15 protein-coding genes and 1 pseudogene are annotated in these 21059 nt (G+C 57.7%); 5 read left to right on the top strand and 11 right to left on the bottom strand.

From position 1 onward, the window contains the following. The first annotated feature begins 152 nt into the window (after window positions 1–152). A complete protein-coding gene (locus QP109_RS08165) occupies window positions 153–2813 on the top strand; it encodes a DEAD/DEAH box helicase (RefSeq protein ID WP_285024284.1) in 2661 nt (886 codons plus the stop codon). 286 nt (window positions 2814–3099) lie between these two features. Here the strand turns inward: QP109_RS08165 and ybaK are convergent, their stop codons facing one another. Both ybaK and QP109_RS08155 read right to left on the bottom strand, forming a co-directional pair. After that, on the bottom strand, window positions 3100–3612 hold the full coding sequence (gene ybaK / locus QP109_RS08160) for a Cys-tRNA(Pro) deacylase (protein WP_285024283.1): 513 nt from the start codon (window positions 3610–3612) through the stop codon (window positions 3100–3102). Window positions 3613–3626: 14 nt separating this feature from the next. Then, a complete protein-coding gene (locus QP109_RS08155) occupies window positions 3627–4016 on the bottom strand; it encodes a YccF domain-containing protein (RefSeq protein WP_285024282.1) in 390 nt (129 codons plus the stop codon). Between the two features lie 139 nt (window positions 4017–4155). On the opposite strand from QP109_RS08155, the gene QP109_RS08150 reads away from it, so the two are divergent. Next, on the top strand, window positions 4156–4851 hold the full coding sequence (locus QP109_RS08150) for a YggS family pyridoxal phosphate-dependent enzyme (protein WP_101628571.1): 696 nt from the start codon (window positions 4156–4158) through the stop codon (window positions 4849–4851). Window positions 4852–5034: 183 nt separating this feature from the next. Here QP109_RS08150 and lplAB read toward each other — a convergent pair whose 3' ends face one another. The 3 genes from lplAB to ilvD form a co-directional block, all read right to left on the bottom strand. Further along, on the bottom strand, window positions 5035–6084 hold the full coding sequence (gene lplAB / locus QP109_RS08145) for a lipoate-protein ligase LplAB (RefSeq protein ID WP_285024281.1): 1050 nt from the start codon (window positions 6082–6084) through the stop codon (window positions 5035–5037). A gap of 61 nt (window positions 6085–6145) precedes the next feature. Then, entirely contained in the window at window positions 6146–7762 is a 1617-nt protein-coding gene (gene cimA / locus QP109_RS08140) for a citramalate synthase (RefSeq protein ID WP_285024280.1), read from the bottom strand. Between the two features lie 124 nt (window positions 7763–7886). After that, entirely contained in the window at window positions 7887–9758 is a 1872-nt protein-coding gene (gene ilvD, locus QP109_RS08135) for a dihydroxy-acid dehydratase (RefSeq protein ID WP_285024279.1), read from the bottom strand. Window positions 9759–9888: 130 nt separating this feature from the next. On the opposite strand from ilvD, the pseudogene QP109_RS08130 reads away from it, so the two are divergent. Beyond that, window positions 9889–10023: pseudogene (locus QP109_RS08130) on the top strand (epoxyalkane--coenzyme M transferase); the annotation flags it as partial. A 120-nt stretch (window positions 10024–10143) separates the two neighbouring features. Here the strand turns inward: QP109_RS08130 and QP109_RS08125 are convergent. Both QP109_RS08125 and QP109_RS08120 read right to left on the bottom strand, forming a co-directional pair. Continuing rightward, the gene (locus tag QP109_RS08125) at window positions 10144–11292 is read right to left on the bottom strand and encodes a branched-chain amino acid aminotransferase (RefSeq protein ID WP_285024278.1); all 1149 of its coding nucleotides are present in this window, start codon (window positions 11290–11292) and stop codon (window positions 10144–10146) included. Between the two features lie 108 nt (window positions 11293–11400). Beyond that, window positions 11401–12459: a 3-isopropylmalate dehydrogenase gene (locus QP109_RS08120; RefSeq protein WP_285024289.1), complete on the bottom strand. Its 1059-nt coding sequence runs from the start codon at window positions 12457–12459 to the stop codon at window positions 11401–11403. A 201-nt stretch (window positions 12460–12660) separates the two neighbouring features. Here QP109_RS08120 and QP109_RS08115 point away from each other — a divergent pair, with 201 nt between their 5' ends. Continuing rightward, the gene (locus QP109_RS08115; protein ID WP_285024277.1) at window positions 12661–13302 is read left to right on the top strand and encodes a class I SAM-dependent DNA methyltransferase; all 642 of its coding nucleotides are present in this window, start codon (window positions 12661–12663) and stop codon (window positions 13300–13302) included. A 118-nt stretch (window positions 13303–13420) separates the two neighbouring features. Here QP109_RS08115 and ilvC read toward each other — a convergent pair whose 3' ends face one another. Genes ilvC through QP109_RS08100 form a run of 3 tightly spaced genes read right to left on the bottom strand, consistent with a single transcriptional unit; the run spans window position 13421 to window position 16730 of the window. Then, window positions 13421–14446 (bottom strand): ketol-acid reductoisomerase, encoded by a 1026-nt coding sequence (ilvC, locus tag QP109_RS08110; protein WP_179370540.1) that lies wholly within the window; start codon window positions 14444–14446, stop codon window positions 13421–13423. 2 nt (window positions 14447–14448) lie between these two features. After that, entirely contained in the window at window positions 14449–14961 is a 513-nt protein-coding gene (gene ilvN, locus QP109_RS08105) for an acetolactate synthase small subunit (protein ID WP_006681797.1), read from the bottom strand. A 5-nt stretch (window positions 14962–14966) separates the two neighbouring features. After that, window positions 14967–16730, bottom strand: a complete 1764-nt coding sequence (locus QP109_RS08100; protein ID WP_285024276.1) for an acetolactate synthase large subunit — start codon at window positions 16728–16730, stop codon at window positions 14967–14969. 404 nt (window positions 16731–17134) lie between these two features. Between QP109_RS08100 and QP109_RS08095 the strand changes: the two genes are divergently transcribed. Then, window positions 17135–18730 carry an aspartate:alanine exchanger family transporter gene (locus tag QP109_RS08095; RefSeq protein ID WP_101628562.1) on the top strand — a complete coding sequence of 532 codons (1596 nt, stop codon included), beginning with the start codon at window positions 17135–17137 and terminating at the stop codon, window positions 18728–18730. Window positions 18731–19282: 552 nt separating this feature from the next. Here QP109_RS08095 and QP109_RS08090 read toward each other — a convergent pair. Then, window positions 19283–20812 carry a threonine/serine exporter family protein gene (locus tag QP109_RS08090; RefSeq protein WP_101628560.1) on the bottom strand — a complete coding sequence of 510 codons (1530 nt, stop codon included), beginning with the start codon at window positions 20810–20812 and terminating at the stop codon, window positions 19283–19285. Window positions 20813–21059: the final 247 nt, after the last annotated feature.

The following is a 21059-nucleotide window of genomic DNA, read 5'->3' as shown; positions in this document are numbered from 1 at the left end:
CACGTTCAGTTGACCCTCGGGGTACGAGGCACACCGCTGGGCGCGTTTCCTTAAACAGGCAGTTATTCACAGGCTCACATCGCCTGTCCCTTCTATCCACAGATTGAATAGCGAGCGTTTGGGAGCAGTTGTTTTTCTGGGAGAATGGAACCATGACAGCGAGCTTGAACGAACTTCTGGACCAGTTGGAAGACGATGGTCTGTTGAAGGATCCTGACGCGCTCTACGAAGCGTTTACTTCGTGGGCGGCCTCAACGGGCAGGCCACTGTATCCGCATCAGGAAGAGTCGTTCCTTGAGCTCCTCGACGGGAAGCACATTATTGCTGCAACCCCAACGGGGTCCGGCAAGTCGATGATCGCGTTGGCCGCGCACTTCGTGTCGATGGCGAATGGTGGGCGCTCGTATTACACCGCACCTCTGAAGGCTCTTGTTTCAGAGAAGTTCTTCGATCTGGTCGCGCTCTTTGGTGCGCAGAACGTTGGCATGGTGACGGGCGACGTGTCCCTCAATCCTCTGGCGCCGATTATCTGTTGCACGGCTGAAATCTTGGCGAATCAGTCTCTGCGTGAAGGTCCGTCCTTGGATGCGGACATGATCGTGATGGATGAGTTCCACTATTACGGGGATCCGCAGCGAGGATCGGCGTGGCAGATTCCCCTGCTGGAGCTCACAAAACCTCAGTTTGTCGCGATGTCTGCGACGCTTGGTGACACCGCGTTCTTCCGTCACACGTGGCAGGAACGCACCGGACGCAAGGTTGCGTTGATTGATAATGCGAAGCGCCCGGTTCCTCTTGAATTTGAATACGTTGTTGATCGTTTGGATGACACGGTTGAACGCCTGCTAAACGAGGACCGCTGGCCGGTCTACATCGTGCATTTTTCTCAGAAAGATGCCATTTCAACTGCGCAATCATTTGATAAGCGCACGTTGATCAGTGATGACCAAAAGAAGAAGATCAAGGCCGAGCTTGCATCCGTGAACTTTGCGAAGGGGTTCGGTCAGGCTCTGCGATCTCTACTCACCCAGGGAATTGGTGTTCATCATGCCGGTATGCTCCCCCGCTATCGCCGACTGGTTGAGCGCCTCACACAGCAGGGCTTGCTCCCCATCGTGTGCGGAACTGACACTCTTGGTGTTGGTATCAACGTGCCCATTCGCACGGTGTTGTTGACCTCATTGGTGAAGTTCGATGGCAACAAGATGCGTCACCTATCAGCACGCGAATTCCATCAAATTGCTGGTCGTGCAGGTCGCGCTGGCTTCGACACTGTCGGCTATGTGCGTGTTCTTGCTCCTGAGCATGAGATCGAGGCTGCCCGCGAGCGCGCGAAGCTCAGTGCGGCCCAGGAAGCGGCTCGCGACGCGCGTGAGTTGAAGCGCGCCCAGAAGAAGCAGGCGAAGAAGCGTAAGGGTCCTGGCGATGGAACGATCTCGTGGACAAAGGCGACGTTCACGCGTTTAACTGAAGAACAGCCCGAACAGTTGCGTTCACAGTTCTCAATGACGCACTCGATGGTCTTGAATGTTCTTGCCGGAGCGGAACTTGCCAGGCGCGATCCTGGAGCCCATTTGGTGGAGCTGGCCGTGGGCAACGATGACCGTCCCCAGGACTCGAACCCACATCTTCGCCGCTTGGGCGACATCTACTCCTCGTTGTTGCAGGCGGGCGTAGTCGAGCACGTCTCTACCGCTCAAGCGTTGAAGGAACATCGTCCCAGGCTCCGTGCGGCAACTGATCTGCCCGATGATTTTGCGTTGAATCAGCCACTGTCACCGTTTGCGCTTGCTGCGATTGAACTCTTGGATCCTGAATCGCCGTCATATGCGCTTGATGTTCTGTCCGTTGTGGAATCGGTTCTCGACGATCCTCGTCCTCTGCTCTTTGCCCAGCGTTCTGTAGCCAAGGGTGAGGCTCTCGCCGCGATGAAGGCCGAGGGCATGGAGTATGACGAACGTATGGAAGCATTGGAATCGGTAACGTGGCCGATGCCGTTGGCTGATCTGTTGGAGCCGGCGTTCGCAACCTATGTGAAGGCGAATCCTTGGGTTGGGAATCTTGAGATTTCTCCGAAGTCAGTTGTCCGTGAGATGGTTGAGAACGCGATGACATTCACGGAGCTTGTTTCTCGTTACGACGTGGGACGTTCCGAAGGCGTGCTGCTGCGTTATTTGACGGATGCATATCGTGGCATGAAGCAGATTATTCCCGACGATGCGATGACGGACGAGGTTGAGGCGATCATCGATTGGCTGGCCACGCTGATTCGTGCGGTTGACTCCTCCTTGTTGGACGAGTGGGAGGCATTGGCTGAAGGCACAGCCTCGAATCCGGCTACACAGACGGTTGGAAACGAGGTTGCGTTCGGCGCTGACGAGGACGGAACGATCGCGTTTACGACGAATAAGCATGCGTTCCGTACGGCAGTGCGTAAGGCGATGTTCCATCGTGTAGAACTGATGAGCCGCGACGCGGTTGAGGCTCTGGCGCGCGAGGACGCCGATTCCGGGTGGGATGAAGAACGTTGGGATCACGTGTTAGAGCGCTACTGGGCGGAGTATGACTGGATCGGGATCGATCAGGAAGCTCGGTCGACCTCATTGTGCGAATTGAATGAGCACCCTTCCTCCGCAGATCTTGAGGTTGCTGGCGCCGAGGCGGACGGTGACCACACGTATTGGTTGGCGACTCAGACACTGCTTGATCCGAATGGCGATGGCGACTGGCGCCTCGTCGCCCTGATCGACCTTGTTGAATCCGATCGCCAAGGCTCAGTCGCGCTGACCCTGCTGTCCGTAGGCCCGCACTAAGAAGCTCACGTACTAAGAAGTTCACGTACTCCCTGAGGGGCTACTGCACCCTCTCCAATGTAGAACGTGTAGAACATTGAGTCGCTACACCGGCAATATGAGCATTTCAAGAGGCAACGAACCGATGGTTTCTCTTCGAGAACTCAACCAACGATCCGGACGGATCGTGCGCCTCGTCGCCGAAACCGGACGAGCGGTCACTATCACCGACCAGTCTCGACCACTCGCACGCCCACTTCAGGGTTTTCATCTCTCACGGCTCAGCAGCCGCCGGGCCTGTATTCACCTAGTCGATCGCAGTCAGCGGAACGCATTCGGCGCCTGACACATCGATAAAGTCCAGCGGGCTCAACTCCACCGAATAGCCGCGCCTACCACCTGACACGATCATCATGTCATGGTCCAAACAGGACTCATCAACAAATAAACGGTGCGAAGTCGTCTGTCCCAGCGGAGAAATCCCGCCCACCACGTATCCCGTACGACGCTGTGCGACAGCGGGATCTGCCATCTCAGCGTTCTTCGCACCTGCAGCCTTCGCGATCAGCTTCATCGACAAATGATGAAGAACCGGGATAATCCCGACAACGAACTCGCCGGTATTAAGTTTGACCATCAGCGTTTTAAACGCAGTCGCCGGATTAACACCGAGCTTCTCAACCGTTTCACCACCGTACGTGCGGGCTTCGGGCGAATGCTCGTATTCGTGCAATGTGAAGGAAATTCCGGCCTTGTTCAATGCTTCAATCGCACGAGTCGGACCCGACGGCGAACTCGAATTCGCTTTCTTTTTCCCCACTTGGATACACCTGCTCAGATGATTACTGCGCGCGGATCAGAAACCACGGTCTTTCCGAACGGGAAGCAAGTCACCGGAATCATCTTCAGATTCGCGAGCGCCACCGGAATACCAATGATCGTCACGGCTTGCGTAGCAGCTGTTACTACGTGCCCCATTGCGAGCCAGAGTCCAGCGATCAGGAACCAGACGACGTTCATCAGAGCCGATCCCGCGCCTGCATTTGGCAGAGGCACAACACTACGTCCGAACGGCCAGAGCACGTACTGTGCGATACGGAAGCACGCCAGGCCAGCCGGGATCGTCACAATGAAAACGCACGCGATGACGCCGGCCAGCAGGTATCCCAGCCAGAGCCAGATGCCACCGAAGAGTAGCCAAATGATGTTGAGTAGCGTGCGCACAAGGTCTCCTTGAAGTCGTTGGTGAAGCTACATCAATTATCTCGCGTGCACGTTGGGCGCGCCCTTCGAAAGTCAGTTGTTCAGGGCACGTCAGGGATTATTCAGGGGGCACGAGGCCGGACTGCCGTACGATTCACCTATGAGCATTCAGGTGGGAATTCAGCAAGCGTTGGAACGGATTGAGGCTACGCGCACCCAGTATGGGGCATCGCAAAAAGTTGCGCTCGAGCTTGCCGTGAAGACGCGATCCGCCGAGGAATGCGCGCACGCTGCACGGCTGTTGAAAGACCTTGGCCAGCCGATCTTGCTTGGTCACAATCGCGTTCAGGAAGCCCGAAATACCGTTGATGCTATCCGTAGCGTTGAAGGTTCTCACTTACATTTGATCGGACCACTGCAATCGAACAAGATCAATCAAGCTTTGGCGTGCGTCGATCTGATTGAATCTCTCGATTCTGTAGCGCTTGCTACGAAGATCGACCAGCGTCTTTCCACTTCCCTGCCGGTTTTCATCGAGGTCAACGTGTCCGGTGAAGACACGAAACACGGGTGCCAGCCGGCAGGCGTTGATTCTGTCGTTGAGGCAGTCGTGAGGTCAGAACATTTGAAGCTCGGTGGCTTCATGACAGTTGGGCTGAATTCCCCCATCGAGGCTGATGTTCGCTCCGCGTACGCCCAGCTTCGCGAGATCCGAGATCGAATCGGGGTCTCGTACGCGATGAGCAAGCTGGAACTGTCGATGGGAATGTCGAATGATCTTCACTGGGCGATCGCTGAAGGCGCAACAATCGTCCGCGTCGGCACCGCCGTTTTCGGGGCGCGAAACCTGGGCTAGGTGCAACACTGGGACATGAGCATGACGCCTGACTATCTCACCCTTGATCTGATTCGAGAAGTCGGCGGAGACCGGAGTTTCCTGCGAGGAATTGAGTACGTCTCTCAGCTCTCGATAATCACTAGCTCTTGACAACGCTGTTCCCCGCGACTGAGACAAGCCACGGGGAACAGCGTTGACCAATCAGGGAATGCGGTGCACCCACTCGTAGGTCGCGAACTTCGTTTCGCACCGTTCCTTCGCGCGCTGGATGTCAGCTTCAGTGATTTCACCGTCAGTAGCGTTGTACTTCGTCTTGAAGTGGTCGTAAAAGGTGTCGAGGATCTGCTCGCGTGGCAGGCCGGTCTGAGAGCGCATCGGGTCAACGCGCTTGACAGCACTACGGGTTCCTTTGTCGCGGATTTTTTCCATGCCGATGCGCAGGACCTCGTTCATCTTCACTGCGTCAATGTCGTAGGACATTGTCACGTGGTGAACCATATAGCCGTTTGACCAGCGCTTTTGTGCTGCACCGCCGATCTTTCCCGCTTCGGACGCAATGTCATTCAGCGGAATATACTTCGCCTTCACACCTAGCTTTGCCAGGACTTCCATGACCCACTGGTCCAGGAAAGGGTACGACTGTTCGAAACTCATTCCCTCAACCAGAGCGGTCGGAATGACCAGCGAGTACGTGACACAGTTACCGGGCTCCATGAACATAGCACCGCCACCGGTGACGCGACGAGACACGGTAATGCCATGGCGTTCGACGCCATCCTGCTGGATCTCGTTCTGGTAGGACTGGAAGGAACCGATAACAACCTGTGGGCCGTTCCATTCCCAGAGTCGCATGAACGGCTTACGGCGACCAGCCGCAACATCTTCGACCAGGGTCTCGTCCATGGCAACGTTAATCATCGGGTCAACAACGGGACCGTGAATGACCTCGAAATCGATGTCATCCCAAGAGAGCGCATGTCCCAGAGCACGACGCACGGCCACGCCAACAGCGGCGGGCGTAATACCCATGAGAACGTCATCGGGATCTAGGCCAGCTTCAACACGCGAAGCGATCTCAACACCTGACAGTGATACGGGAGCACCTTCAAGCGCGCCCGTCATACGCAGTAGCGCATCATCGGGGTCAAGGAAGAAGTCACCAGAGAGGCGCACATTCACAATCGAGTCGTTTTCCACGTCGCAGTCAACAACGACGAGCTTGCCACCGGGAACTTTGTACTCTCCATGCATGGCTCAATTGTCCCCCGCCACGCCCCGCAATGCGAATCGCGCCAGCGTTTTCAGCTGAAGTTCACTCACGCAACAGCGGCGCCACGCCCGAATGCAACAGCCCCCACATGTAGGCGTCGAAGAGTGCTTCCCACGAGGCCTCAATAATGTCCGTACCGATACCAACGGTCGACCAGGAGCGGTGTCCGTCAGTGGTTTCAATCAGAACGCGAATCGTGGAATCAGTGCCCGCACGATCCTCGTCCAAAATACGCACCTTGAAGTCAGAAAGTTTGAAGCTCGCGCACACCGGGTAGTCGCGAGTCAACACGTGACGGAGTGCCCGGTCGAGAGCATTCACAGGCCCGTTTCCTTCGGCCGTTCGAATGTGACGGCGTTCCGTGTGAATCTTGACGGTCGCTTCCGATTCGGCGAAGGGATCGCCCTTGACTTCAGCGATTTCCTGAGTCGTCACCTTCCAGGACTCGACGCGGACGAAGCGTGGCATCTGCCCCAGTTCCCCCAGCGCCAGCAGTTCGAAAGAAGCGTCGGCAGCATCGTAGGTGTAGCCGGCAGCTTCGCGTTCCTTCACCTTTGCCGCCAGCAGAGCCGCGGCATTCGGAAGAGCAGTCAGGTCGATGCCGAGCTCCTCAGCCTTCAGCTCGATTGAGGACTTTCCAGCCATTTCGGATACCAGCATCCGCATGCCGTTCCCCACCAGGGCGGGATCGATGTGCTGGTACAGATCGGGATCAACGCGGATCGCAGATGCGTGCAGACCAGCCTTGTGCGCGAATGCCGAGGTTCCAACGTAGGGGTCGCGCGCGAACGGCGTGATGTTCACGAGCTCCGCAATGCGGTGGGACACGGAGTCCAGCGACGAAAGCGCATCGTCCGGGATCACATCAAAACCGCACTTGATCTGCAGGTTCGCCGCACACGTTAGCAGGTTCGCATTACCGGTGCGTTCACCGTAGCCGTTGACTGTACCCTGAACCTGACGCGCCCCCGCTTCCACGGCAGCAATGGTGTTCGCTACCGCACACCCAGTGTCGTTGTGAGTGTGAATGCCGAGCACCGTTAAACCGCACCCGGCCTTATCCAAAGCTTGACGCGAACGCACCGTCAGCGCACCGATAGTCGACGGCAGGTTTCCACCGTTCGTGTCACACGGAATAACTGCGATGGCTCCAGCGCGCGCAGCCTCAAGCATCACTTCAATTCCATATGAAGGATCGAATGCGAGCCCGTCGAAGTAGTGCTCCAGATCGACCATGACGTCGATGCCTTCGCCCGTCAGGTATTCGACGGTGTCACGCACCATGCGCAGGTTTTCTTCGAGCGTTGTTCGTAGCGCACGCGTCACATGGCGAGGATCCGACTTCGCAACCAGCGTGACGACCGATGCGCCTGATTCAGCAAGCCCAGCAACCTGCGGGTCCTCGGATGCCCGAACGCCGGCTTTCGTGGTGGCACCAAAGGCTGTAAGGCGCGCGTGATGCAACTGTATGCCGCGAGCGCGCTGGAAGAACTGCATATCTTTCGGAATCGCGCTCGGCCATCCGCCTTCGATGTAGTCGACGCCCAGCTCGTCCAAAATGGGCAGTGCTACGAGCTTGTCAGCGACGGACAGGGAAATGCCCTCCTGTTGGGCTCCGTCGCGCAAGGTCGTGTCGTACAGGGCAACGTGTTCGCTCATTGCCAGCTCCCTCGAGTTCAGCGCGTGTGCGCTTTGGTCTGGTCAGGTCGTGTTGGGCTGAACGTTCAGATATGGGTGGGTGGCCTCATCACAATCGACGAGGCCGCGACCACTGATTCAACGTTCAGCGGAGGACGCGCGAGACGTCACGTGCTGCGCCCTTCGATGCGCTCAAAGCCGTTGCGGCGTAGAGCTGCAGTGCGGGTGAGACAACACGGTCACGGTTCAGCGGAGTCCACGGGTGTTCGCGTGCTTCCTGGGCTACGCGACGGCGTTCGATTTCCTCTTCGGGGACATCGAGCTGCAGAAGACCCTCGTTCACGTCGATGATGATCGGATCACCGTCTTCGATCAGGCCGATCAGACCACCGTCAGCCGCCTCGGGTGAAATGTGTCCAACGGAGATGCCAGACGTGCCACCGGAGAAGCGACCGTCGGTGATGAGGGCGCAGGCTTTACCGAGGCCTCGTCCCTTGATGAAGGAGGTCGGGTAGAGCATTTCCTGCATACCCGGCCCCCCTGCGGGTCCCTCGTAGCGAATGACAACAACGTCGCCAGCTTCGACGGTATTATCGAGGATCTTTTCGATGGCTTCGTCCTGGGATTCCATGACGCGCGCTCGGCCTTCGAAGTGAAAGAGAGACGGGTCAATACCGGCTGCCTTGATGATGGCGCCTTCGGGGGCAAGGTTGCCGAAGAGAACGGTCAGGCCACCATTTGCAGTGTAGGCGTGCTCGATATCGCGGACACAACCGTTTTCCTGATCGAGGTCAAGTTCAGCCCACTCATTCGAGGTAGTAAACGCTTCGGTGGTGCGCACGTTTCCGGGCGCTGCCTTCCAGAGTTCAATCGCTTCGTCGGTGACGGTGGGCGACTTCGGATCCCATGCTCCCAGCCACTCGTCCAGCGACGGCGAGTGAATGGTGTGGACGGTGTGGGTGAGGAACCCACCACGGTCGAGTTCACCCAGAATGCGCGGAATACCGCCTGCTCGATGGACATCTTCCATGTGGTAGTCATTGTGGTTCGGTGCAACCTTGGACAGGCACGGGACGGTGCGTCCCAGTTCTGCGATGTCTTCGAGATCGAAGTCAATTCCACCTTCGTGCGCAACTGCCAGCAGGTGCAGGACGGTGTTCGAGGACCCCCCCATCGCCATATCCAGTGTCATCGCGTTGCGGAAGGCATCCTTGTTCGCGATGTTACGAGGCAGGACGGAATCATCTTCCTCGTCGTAGTAGCGGTGGCTAAGGTCAACGATCATTTCGCCTGCGCGCACGAACAGGTCGCGGCGAGCAACCTGGGTGGCGAGGGTTGAACCGTTGCCGGGCAACGACAGGCCAAGGGCCTCAGTCAGACAGTTCATCGAGTTCGCGGTGAACATGCCGGAGCAGGAACCACAGGTCGGGCAAGCAAGCTTCTCGATGGCGAGCAGCGCATCGTCGGAAACCTCGTCGTTCGCCGTCGCATTCATAACGGTGATGAGGTTGCCGTGGCCGGTCTTTGCGTCGCCAATGATCACGGACGGATCAATGTTCTTGCCAGCTTCCATCGGGCCGCCGGAGACGAAAACAACGGGGATGTTGAGGCGCATCGCAGCAATCAACATGCCGGGCGTGACCTTGTCACAGTTGGAGATGCAGACCATGGCATCCGCACAATGGGCATTTACCATGTATTCAACGGAGTCGGCGATGACTTCGCGACTGGGTAGCGAGTAGAGCATGCCACCATGGCCCATCGCAATACCGTCATCGACGGCAATGGTGTTCATTTCCTTGGCAACGCCGCCGGCTTCAACAATTGCGTCAGCGACAAGCTTGCCAACGTTACGAAGATGGACGTGTCCAGGCACAAATTCGGTGAACGAGTTAACGACGGCAATAATCGGCTTCCCAAAGTCGCTATCTCTCATACCCGTCGCGCGCCAGAGCGCACGGGCACCAGCCATATTGCGGCCCTGCGTTGAAGTCGCGGAGCGAAGCTGCCGGCTCATGAACGTCCTCCTAGTAATTAGGTAATGCGTTAAGCCTAAGAGGATTGGTTTACGCGTGCCCAACGAGGTCATTGAATGAACAGACCGTTGTGTCACATTCGATGCTCCGGGTATTGCCGAGGGCTAGGACCAGTTCACCGACATCGTTGGCAAGGAACGCGTTGTCGCATCGACCGACTGCGGCCTGGGTGGCCGCGTCTACCCGTCGATCGCCTGGGCAAAGCTCGAATCACTGACTGAAGGTGCACGCCTGGCTGATCAGTGATCCAACTCCGCCCCTCACAAAGTTTCTGGGCTGTGGGACTTCGTCCCACAGCCCAGTCTTGTATATGGAGGCGGCCTCGTCGATAAAAAACAACGAGGCCGCACGTTAAAAACGTGAAACTCAGGCGAGGCGGTAGAGCCAGTTGTACGGATCCGGACGGTGCCCCATCTGGATACCGGTCAGCTCAGCATGGATAGCCTTCGTCTTTTCACCAACGGGGAGCTCCACATCGAAGTCGTCATTCGTAAGGCGAGTAATCGGCGTGACGACGGCGGCCGTGCCACACGCGAAGATCTCCGAAACCACGCCGGAGCGGATTCCCGCAACCAGTTCGTCCAGAGCGATCTTTTCTTCACGAACCTCGGTTCCCTGCTCGCGCAACATACGGCAGATTGCCGAACGCGTACCACCCTCAAGGATGACACCGGACAGTTCGGGCGTGCGGATCGTGCCGTCAGCCATGACGACGAACATGTTCATGCCACCGAGCTCTTCGAGATACTTTTCCTCGTAGGTGTCCAGGAAGCAGACCTGCGAGAAGCCCTTTTCAGCAGCGACTTCCTGCGGCATCAGAGACGCAGCGTAGTTGCCACCCGCCTTCGCGGTACCGGTACCGCCCGGGCCTGCACGGTGGTACCCCTTAACGACCCAGATCGCAACACCGGTGAAGCCGGACTTGAAGTACGGACCGGACGGCGAGCCGATCACGTAGTAGTCGACCACCTGGGCGGCGTGGACACCCACGAATGCCTCGGACGCGAACATGAACGGGCGAAGGTAGAGGCTGGTGCCATCACCTTCGGGAACCCACTTCGAATCCGCGCGAACGTAGTCAACCAGGGAGGCGACGAAGTCTTCGCGATCCATCTCGGGCAGAGCCAGACGACGAGCCGAGTGGTTGATGCGCGCCGCATTGAAAGTCGGGCGGAAGGTCCAGATCGACCCGTCATCGTGACGGTAGGCCTTGATGCCTTCGAACACGGACTGCGAGTAGTGCAGAACCGCAGCACCCGGCGTAAGATCCAGCGGACCGTAAGGAATCACACCGCGATCCGTCCAGCCTTCACCCTTGATCCAGCGCATGTGCGCCATGTGATCGGTGAACTGACAGCCGAAGGTCAGATCATTCATCACCGCGTCGTATTCTGTCTGCGACGCAGGATTCGGGTTGATGGTAAGAGGGAAACGACCTGCAAGCTCGTCACCGGATCCAATCGGCTGAGCAGCCAAGGATTCCAGCTGAGTAGGCACATGCTCTTGGATCGTCATTATTTCTCCTCTTCGTAGGCGTTACGTCAAGGATATGTGTGGATAGGACGATGCTCGCCGAGGTTCCGTCATGTGACCCTAGGCGCGCATCAGTCGGTGAGAATACGCTCAGGCAAGTGCCGCGCAGATTGCGTCTCCGATTTCGGAGGTGGAGCGAACCAGCGGAGTGCCTGTCTTATCGGTGGCAACGCGGCCGGCCATGTCCTTTTCGATGGCGGCTTCCACCTTGGCTGCCAGTTCCGGCTTGCCAATATGGTCGAGCAACAGTGCGACCGAGGAGATCGTTGCAGTCGGATCAGCCTTGCCCTGACCTGCAATGTCGGGCGCAGAGCCGTGGACGGGCTCAAACATCGACGGGAATGCACCGTCGGGGTTGATATTGCCCGATGCGGCCAGGCCGATGCCACCGGTGACTGCGCCCGCTTCGTCGGTGAGGATGTCGCCGAACAGGTTGTCGGTGACGATCACGTCGAAGCGTTGCGGGTCGGTGACCATGTAGATCGTGGCCGCGTCAACGTGGCAGTAGTCGACGGCGACGTCAGGATATTCGGCTCCGACGGCTTCGACTGTGCGGCGCCAGAGGTGTCCGGCGTTCACGAGGACATTGTGTTTGTGCACCAAAGTAAGTTTTTTACGAGGCCGAGCGTTGGCCTTTTCGAACGCGTAGCGTACAACGCGCTCAACACCGAAAGCAGTGTTGACTGAAATCTCGGTTGCGATCTCGTGCGGGGTGCCGACGCGGACTCCGCCGCCGTTGCCACAGTAGAGGCCTTCCGTGCCTTCACGGACAACAACGAAGTCCGTGTTGTCGGGGGTGCGCAGTGGCGAGGCAACGCCTTCGTAGTACTTCGAGGGACGAAGGTTCACGTAGTGATCGAGAGCGAAGCGGAGCTTCAGCAACAGACCGCGTTCAAGGACACCGGAGGGAACCGACGGGTCACCAACAGCACCCAGAAGGATAGCGTCGTTTCCCCTGATTGCTTCAAGATCTTCGTCGGTCAGGGTGTCGCCGGTGCGGTGCCAGCGGTCAGCGCCCAGATCGAAGTGAGTCGTTTCAAGTTCCAGGTCGGAACCTTCAAGGACTTTGGTCAGAACTTTCAGGCCTTCGGGAACAACCTCTTTACCGATACCGTCGCCGGGAATCACGGCCAATTTGATCGTGCGCATACATCCAGTGTGCTGAGCTGCGTCTGTGTGCGCGGAAACGTCCGCCATGCGGATCCTTTCCCCGACGAGGCGGACATCCTCCTGCGCTATTCCTCCCCACGCGCTCCTTTCCTTTTCGATGCCGTCATTTCTCTTCTTCATTCCACACCTCACGCCCCAAGCGGGCAGCACGCCCTAGACAGGCTCCTATACACTGTTCCCATGCTTTCGTCTTTTCCTACGGCCAATTCTCCGTTCGATGCCCACGCGGAGCAGTGGGATTCTTCTCCCGTACGCGGGGAACGCGCACGCACCGTCGCCTCAGAAATAATGCGACGACTCCCTTCGGGAGGTCACTGGCTCGATATCGGTTCTGGGACGGGGCTGCTGGGGCTGGCTCTGTCCTCCCATGCCGATCACGTGAGTCTGGGTGATACGTCTCAGGGAATGTTGGAAGTTGCTCACCGCAACATTGCGGATGCCGGCCTGAATGATCGCATGGATGCCCTGTTCTGTGACGCGGAGCAGTGGGTCAGCGAAGTTCCCTCCCAGGAATATGACGTCATTGTGTCGCTGATGGCTCTGCATCATATGAAGGATCAGCGCTCGGTGATCCGTGCGCTTGTGGAGCGAGTGCGGCCGGGTGGCTGGGTTGCTCTGGCGGATATGGATGCGGACGACGGTTCCTACCATGCTGACGGGGATATTGTTCCGGCTCATCACGGCACCGAACGTGCTCTCGTTGAGCAGTTGCTCCACGAACGTGGCTGCCAGAATATCCTCGTCTCCACGGTGATGACGATTTCGAAGTCGGGGCGTGACTACCCGGTATTCCTTGCAACTGCGCAGGTAGCCCGACGCTAGCTCATTCCCCCACTCGTATATGCATGTGGCGGCCACCTTGAGGGTGGCCACCACAATGTCTCTGCGAGCCTCCGTCATGCTTCCCTAGTGGAAGGCGACAGCACTCGCGCGGAATCGATCAGCGAGCTGCGGAACCATCGGTATAGTCGGCGTCTGCCGAGGTCCAACCGAAGGCCTTGCGGAGCTTCTGGCCGGTCTTTTCGATCGGGTGCGCTTCGTTTTCTGCACGCAGCGCCTTGAATTCGAGGCCGCCGTTGTCCTGGTCGGCGATGAAGCGCTTGGCAAAGGTGCCGTCTTGAATGTCGGCAAGGACCTCCTTCATGGCTTCCTTAACCTGCGGGCCGATGACGCGCGGGCCGGAGACGTAGTCGCCATACTCTGCGGTGTCGGAGCAGGACCAACGCTGCTTGGTCAGGCCACCCTCGTTGATCAGGTCAACGATGAGCTTCAGTTCGTGGCAGACCTCGAAGTAGGCCATTTCGGGCTTGTAGCCAGCTTCGGTCAGGGTTTCGAAGCCATACTGGATAAGCTTGGAAACGCCACCGCAGAGGACTGCCTGCTCGCCGAAGAGGTCGGTTTCGGTTTCTTCAGTGAAGGTGGTCTCAATGACGCCTGCGCGGGTGCCACCGATTGCCTTGGCGTAGGACAGTGCGAGCGCGAGCGCCTGGCCGGATGCGTCCTGCTCGACACAGACGAGGGCCGGAACACCCTTACCTTCGAGGAACTGGCGACGAACGGTGTGTCCCGGGCCCTTCGGGGCGACCATGCAGATGTCGTGGCCGGCTTCGGGGGTAATGTAGCCGTAGCGGATATTGAAGCCGTGCGAGAAGAACAGTGCGGCGTCGTCCTTGAGGTTCTTGGCGATCTGCTCTGCGTAGACGAAACGCTGGACCTGGTCCGGAACCAGGATCATCACAACGTCGCCTTCGGCCACAGCTTCGGAAACGTCCTTGACAGTCAGGCCAGCGGATTCAGCCTTGTCCCATGAGGAAGAGCCCGGACGCAGACCAACAACCACGTCGACGCCGGAATCCTTGAGGTTGAGCGCGTGGGCGTGACCCTGCGAGCCGTAGCCAATGATGGCAACCTTCTTGGACTGGATGATCGACAGATCTGCACCGTCGTCGTAGATGATCTCAGTCATTGTCATTTCTCCTTCAATTGATCCGTGATCGAGCGTGATCCGCGACCGATCGCCACGGCACCCGACTGGACGATTTCTGTCACACCGTACTGCTCAAGGGAGCGGACAAGTGCTTCGAGTTTAGATAGTGAGCCAATAGATTCGATGACGACCGTTTCCGTCTGCACATCGACGACGTGAGCACGGAAGAGGTCGACAACCTGCAGGACGCCGGTGCGACGCTTTTCGTCGGCGCGCACTTTGATCAGGAGGAGGCGACGTTCCACGGAGTCTTCCGGTTCAAGCTCCACGACCTTGAGCACGTTCACCAGCTTGTTCAACTGCTTGGTGACCTGTTCGAAGGGTTGGTCTTCTGCTTTGACGATGATCGTCATGCGGGAGATTTCGGGATGCTCAGTTTCACCCACAGTAAGCGAGGTGATGTTAAATGCGCGACGCGCGAACAGTGCCGAGACGCGGGTTAGGACACCGGGCTTGTTTTCAACAAGCACGCTCAGAGTATGTGTTTGTGCCATGATTTTCAGTCCTCCACATCCCAGTCGGGTGCCATACCCTTGGCATAGCGGATTTCATCGTTCGACACACCTGCTGCGACCATCGGCCACACCATGGAGTCCTTCGAGACTCTAAAGTCGATCAGGACAGGGCGGTCGTTGATGGACATGGCCCATTCGATAGCCTCGTCGACTTCGTCGATAGAGCGGACGGTGCGCGCTGCCATACCGTAGGCGGTGGCGAGCATTTCGAAGTTCGGGATCTGCTCTCCGTCAACGGGGTTGAGCGTTGTGTTGGAGTAGCGCTTGTCGTAGAACAGCGACTGCCACTGACGCACCATGCCGAGCACGGAGTTGTTGATCAGGCAGACCTTGATCGGGATGTTGTTCACCGTGCAGGTGGCCAGTTCCTGGTTGGTCATCTGGAACGAACCGTCACCGTCGATTGCCCACACAACGTTGTTCGGCTTGCCGACCTGGGCGCCCATGGCGGCGGGGATGCTAAAGCCCATGGTGCCCAGACCAGACGAGGATATGAAGTGCCTCGGCTTGTCGGACTGGATGAACTGAGCCGACCACATCTGGTGCTGGCCAACGCCGGTCACGTAGATAGCATCGGGGCCTACGATCTTGGACAGTCGCGACAGGACTTCCTGCGGGGCCATCATGCCGTCTTCAGTCTTCGTCCACCCCATCGGGTAGCGGTCCTTCAGACGGTTGAGATAACGCCACCATCCGGAGATATCCTCGCCCTGATCCTTCTTCTTCATCGCGACGATTTCATCAACGAGCATCGGAAGCGCGTCGGCGAGGTTACCGACGATCGGAATGTCCGCGAATCGGTTCTTCGAGATCTCAGCGGCATCAATGTCGATGTGCACGATCTTCGCACGAGGCGCGAAAGAATCGAGGTTGCCGGTCACGCGGTCATCGAAGCGAGCACCGAGTGTGACGATCAGGTCGGAGCGTTGCAGAGCACCTACGGCTGCCACGGTTCCGTGCATACCGGGCATACCCAAGGTGTGTGAATCAGAATCTGGGAATGCACCACGTGCGGTCAAAGTAGTGACGACCGGAGCGTCGGTTGCCTCAACCAGTCGAGCAAGATCATCGGTTGCACCCGAACGGATCATGCCACCGCCGACGTACAGCACCGGGGCTTGCGCTTGAAGGATTGCCTCTGCAGCCTGGCGCACTTGGCGCTTGTGAGGCTTGGCAGCTTCTTTGTAACCGGGCAGGTCCATGGCGGGTGGCCAAGAGAAGTTCATCTGGGCAGTCTGCGCGGACTTCGTGACATCAACGAGGACCGGGCCGGGACGACCAGTCGACGCAATCTCGAAGGCTTCAGCCAGTCGAGATGGAATCTCTGTAGCGTCGGTGACAAGGAACGCATGCTTCGTCAGTGGCATCGAGGCGCCAACAATATCGGCTTCTTGGAATGCATCGGTGCCAATCAGGGAGGCACCCACCTGACCTGAAATCACGACCATGGGGACGGAGTCCATGTTTGCGTCGGCCAGCGCTGTCAGGGTGTTTGTTGCACCCGGGCCGGATGTGACAATCGCACAACCGACCTTGCCGGTGGCAAGAGCGTAGCCTTCAGCGGCGTGGCCTGCGCCCTGTTCGTGACGCACAAGAATGTGATTGAGCTTTGAGCTCATCAACGGATCATAGGTAGGAAGAATTGCGCCACCGGGCATGCCGAACACGTCGGTCACGCCGAGAGCTTCAAGGGAAGCAATAATCGCTTGCGCCCCGGTCATCGTCTGCGTAGGAGCAGTGTCTGTCACCGCTGGGTCCTCTCTATGTGTGGGTGGATCTCAACAAAAAATCCCCAGCCGCGTCATGGCGTTGGGGATAAGGCGTGCGATCCATCCGTTTTCACGCGGCAGGATTCGCACGCCCGGGTACGATGACCAGGACGGAAATACCAACCGAGAGAATGTTGAACACGCTTAAACCGTATGCCCGCTAGGGCACCGTGCCCCCGCTTGTCTCACACTGCGGAATCTGAATCTCATCGCCTTTGTCGTTTCATTTGCATACGTGACACAAACGATAGGTTTTCGGCGCTTTATCCGTCACAGATAGGACGATGGACTAATTACCTTTGTGGACACACCTGCAATATTTGTGGACAGACCTGCAATAATGGGCGTGATTACTCCGTCAACACAACATTGGAGTCGTAGCTGTGGAAACAGTATTCGCTCTGCTGGCTGAGCAGCCAGTTCTCTTCCTCTTCCTGCTCATTGGCATCGGTATGGCGTTTGGCCATATCAAGGTTAAGGGCATCAGTCTCGGTGCTGCGGCCGTTCTGTTCTTCGCCATTATTTTGGCGGCGTGGGCACAGGCATACGGCATCGAGCTTCGCGTGACCCCGCAGCTGGGCACGCTCGGCCTGACCCTCTTTACCTTCGCTATCGGTATCAACTCCGGCGCCTCCTTCTTCCATAACTTGAAGACCGCTGTCGGCCCGATCTTGACCGTCGTTGTGCTCTACATCGTCGCGGCCGGCGTTGGCCTTGGCGTTGGTAAGGCCCTCGGCATGGATATCGCGCTGATCTCGGGTACGTTCGCTGGCGCGGTCACGAACACCCCTGCTCTTGCAGCCGCCGGCGAAGCCTCCGGTCAGCTAGACCGCGCAACTGTCGGCTACTCGATTGCCTACCTGTTCGGTGTTATCGGTATGCTCGCAGCTTCTGCCGCAGCGCTCTCCTACGGCAAGAACGACCGCGATACTCCTTCCCCGCTGGCGAACCGTACAATCCGCGTTGAGCGCGACGATCACCCGTTCGTTGGCGACATTTACGAGAAGCTCGGTTCGAAGGTCACGTTCTCGCGTCTGCGTCGTGGCGAGACCGGCCCGATCACCCGTCCGTCGATGTCTGACACTCTGGATCCGGGTGACTTGGTGACCGTCATTGGTCCTCGTGAATTGGTTGCTCGCGCAGCAACTGAGCTGGGCCACGCTTCTTCACACTCCCTCATGCAGGATCGCACTTACCTTGACTTCCGTCGCATGACAGTTTCTGACCCGAAGGTTGCCGGTCGCACGGTTGCTGACCTGGAGATGGCGAAGCACTTCTCCGCAACGATCTCCCGCGTGCGTCGCGGTGACGTTGACATGGTTGCCGAGCCGGGCTTAATCCTTCAGCAGGGTGACCGTGTTCGCGTTGTTGCTCCTACCTCCAAGATGGAAGCCATCACGAAATTCTTCGGCGACTCAGCTCGTGGCCTTTCGGACCTGAACCCGATCGCGCTGGGTCTCGGTATGGCGCTCGGTATCGCGATCGGTGAGCTCCCGATCCTGACCCCGTCCGGTGAATACTTCTCGATAGGTTCGGCAGCAGGCACCCTGATCGTTGGCTTGGTCTTCGGTCGTCTGGGCCGTATCGGACCGCTGGTCACTGCTCTGCCCTTCACCGCTTGCCAGGTTCTTTCTGAGTTCGGTCTATTGGTCTTCCTCGCACAGGCTGGCGCCAACGCTGGTGGACAGATTGCGAACGCCTTCACCTCCGGTGACTGGATCAGGATCTTCATCCTGGGCTTCGTCATCACGACAATCCTCGCAGTTGGCACCTACGTTGTCATGCGTTGGATCTTCAAGATGGGTGGCACGCAGCTGTCCGGTTTCCTCGGCGGTCTGCAGACCCAGCCTGCTGTTCTGGCATTCGCCAACGGCCGCACGAACTCGGATCCACGCGTTGCCCTTGGTTACGCTCTGATCTACCCGGTCGCAATGGTCGGCAAGATCTTCGTAGCCCAGATCCTCGGCGGACTGAGCTGATCCTTTCACCTTCCGCTGCTCTCTCAATGACGAGGCCGGGCGGGCACCACGCACGTGGTACCCGCCCGGTTCTTTATCTTAAATTCGACGAGATGAGAGCACCGCTTGCTTGCCTTACGCTTTCACACCCTTTGAATGCTCCCCTCTCTTAGAATGGTGACGCCCCATCATTGTTTGCTCGAAAAGCGTTCCGTGGTTTTGCGTTTCAATCCATCACCTAACTGGCCGAAACCGCCTGAAGGTTTTACTCCCGAGCCGGGGTGGAGCCCCGATCCTTCGTGGGGTCCTGCACCGGCGGACTGGCAACTGTAGGTCGATGACGGTATTGCTTCACCTTCGAGTATTCCAAGGAATGATCCTTCGTCACCGAGCACCTTCTCGTCCGATGCATCTTGTCCTCGGCTTCAGCTGGAGCCTCGTCCCCCTACGCGCCAGGCGGAAGTGGGCGCACGACCACCGCGAGCCCACCCCATAGTGCTAGGCAGAATGCTCCTCTGCTCCAAACGCAGGCAGTGCCTGTGGCCCCACACCTATGAAAAGTCGGACGCTACGTTAGTCGCTCAATTCTTGGTTTGAGGACGTATCGTCTGGTGTTATTTCTTCGGCAAGCGACTGCTCACTCAGAGCCTCTTCACCGCCGGTAGCTCCAACTGTTTCATTTACTTCAGCTAAAGTGTGGTCATTGGCCACCGTGTCAGCGCTGTTCGTAGCGCTGAACGGATCTGGGAGGCCCTCGTCCAAGAGAGGAACAACGGGTGCCGATTCCGTTAGCCAGTTCTTATCCGTCAGCATTCGCGCCAAAGCAAGACCTATGCCAATACCCACGATCGTGAAAATAACGGTGAATAGCGACTGGAGGGCTTCGAACATCTGGCCGTTGTTCAAGTAGGTGAGCGAACGGTAAAACGGAACACCTGGGATCATGATGACCACAGCCGGGACAGACAACGTCACTCGGGAGAACCGCGTACGCTTCGCTGCAAACGTTGCAAGGAGGCCTGCTGCAAGGGCTGCAAGACCGACAGCAGCGGGCGTCTGAACATCGAACTCATTCACCAGAGCAAGACGCCCAACGTTGATAACAGCACCAATCAATCCCGCCGTTCCCGCTACTCGGGTTGGTGAGTTAAACAGGACAGCAAAGCCAAATGCCGCGACAAAGCTCGTGATGAACCGCAGAGTGTAGTCCAACCAGGGGACAAGAATGTAGATGTATTCGGGAGTGACAGACCAGTGGAAGACTGTTGACACTACCCAGGTGGCGACGCCCGCAGACAACAAGAGCATGAAGACGTACGTCAGACGACCTAGACCGCCTTGGAAATCGTGTCGGACCAGGTCAATAATGCCCGTCACTAGCGGGAAGCCAGGGACCAGGAACAGCATTGCTGAAATAAAGCCAGCTTGGTGCGTAGGCTCGAGTCCAAGGAAGTGCTGTGCAGGGGCAACAAGAAGGATGTAGATCAGCGCCGCGACTGCACCGCAGCTCATCCACACGCCGAAGTGGTTCATGTGACGGTGGAGCATCTGACGACGAAGCGCCTGGCCAAAGAATGCTGCGACTGCAACAGCTGAGCATTCAACCCAGCCACCACTGTTCAGGAATGAGAAGGCAGCACAGGCAAGTCCAGATGCTGCGGCGTTCGGAAACCAGTCATACAGTGGCTTCACCCGTTCGATTTCGTCAAGCGCTTTGTCAGCGTCTTCAACCAGAACTGCCTGGCCTTTAATGGAAGCGACGTAGTTGTTCAGCCTGTCGATACGGTCGGCATTGACTCCCATTTGGCGTTGTTCAGCAAGACCGGTACGGAAGGTGCCGTTCGCATATGCGGTGGCGATGATCTCCGTGTAGGTGACTTGCGCATGATGCTCTGCGATACCTACTGCTTTGGCAAGCGTTGCCATTGAGTTTTTTACGCGATATGCACTGGCACCGCTTGCCAGGAGCATCTGACCGAGTCGCAACACCACGCGTGACTGGTGGGCAAGACGATCATGGGCGGCTGAACGGTAAGCCTGAATGCCATCGGGGGCACCTTCGATAGTGTAGCCCGACGACACTTGATTGGTCATTTCACTCATAGAACAAGCATTCCACCCTAATGAGAAAAAGAAGGCGGTCTATCGTCACAGGCGGATTGTAGCATCGGACACGTTGCCGACTGTTGTTCCGGTGTTTGGGTGATCGGGTGTGGTTGGTGGTGGATACGAGTGGGCCGTGAAAGCCCTTTTGGGGTTTCACGGCCTTATTGTTTGGAAAAGGTGAGAGGCTCTCGTGGGTGAGCATGTTGAATTAGAGTGGGCCGTGCATACCGTTTTTGTGTTTTGC

It is taken from the genome of Pauljensenia sp. UMB9872 (assembly GCF_030212665.1).
GTDB classification, from domain to species: Bacteria; Actinomycetota; Actinomycetes; order Actinomycetales; family Actinomycetaceae; genus Pauljensenia; species Pauljensenia turicensis_B.
This window is presented reverse-complemented; position numbering and strand designations above follow the sequence as displayed.

Coding starts and splice junctions, on each gene's coding strand:
- ilvN (WP_006681797.1), bottom strand. CDS start 14,961: ATGGCACAAACACATACTCTGAGCGTGCTTGTTGAAAACAAGCCCGGT.
- QP109_RS08090 (WP_101628560.1), bottom strand. CDS start 20,812: ATGAGTGAAATGACCAATCAAGTGTCGTCGGGCTACACTATCGAAGGT.
- QP109_RS08165 (WP_285024284.1), top strand. CDS start 153: ATGACAGCGAGCTTGAACGAACTTCTGGACCAGTTGGAAGACGATGGT.
- lplAB (WP_285024281.1), bottom strand. CDS start 6,084: ATGCATGGAGAGTACAAAGTTCCCGGTGGCAAGCTCGTCGTTGTTGAC.
- QP109_RS08120 (WP_285024289.1), bottom strand. CDS start 12,459: ATGCGCACGATCAAATTGGCCGTGATTCCCGGCGACGGTATCGGTAAA.
- ilvD (WP_285024279.1), bottom strand. CDS start 9,758: ATGAGCCGGCAGCTTCGCTCCGCGACTTCAACGCAGGGCCGCAATATG.
- QP109_RS08150 (WP_101628571.1), top strand. CDS start 4,156: ATGAGCATTCAGGTGGGAATTCAGCAAGCGTTGGAACGGATTGAGGCT.
- cimA (WP_285024280.1), bottom strand. CDS start 7,762: ATGAGCGAACACGTTGCCCTGTACGACACGACCTTGCGCGACGGAGCC.
- QP109_RS08125 (WP_285024278.1), bottom strand. CDS start 11,292: ATGACGATCCAAGAGCATGTGCCTACTCAGCTGGAATCCTTGGCTGCT.
- QP109_RS08115 (WP_285024277.1), top strand. CDS start 12,661: ATGCTTTCGTCTTTTCCTACGGCCAATTCTCCGTTCGATGCCCACGCG.
- ilvC (WP_179370540.1), bottom strand. CDS start 14,446: ATGACTGAGATCATCTACGACGACGGTGCAGATCTGTCGATCATCCAG.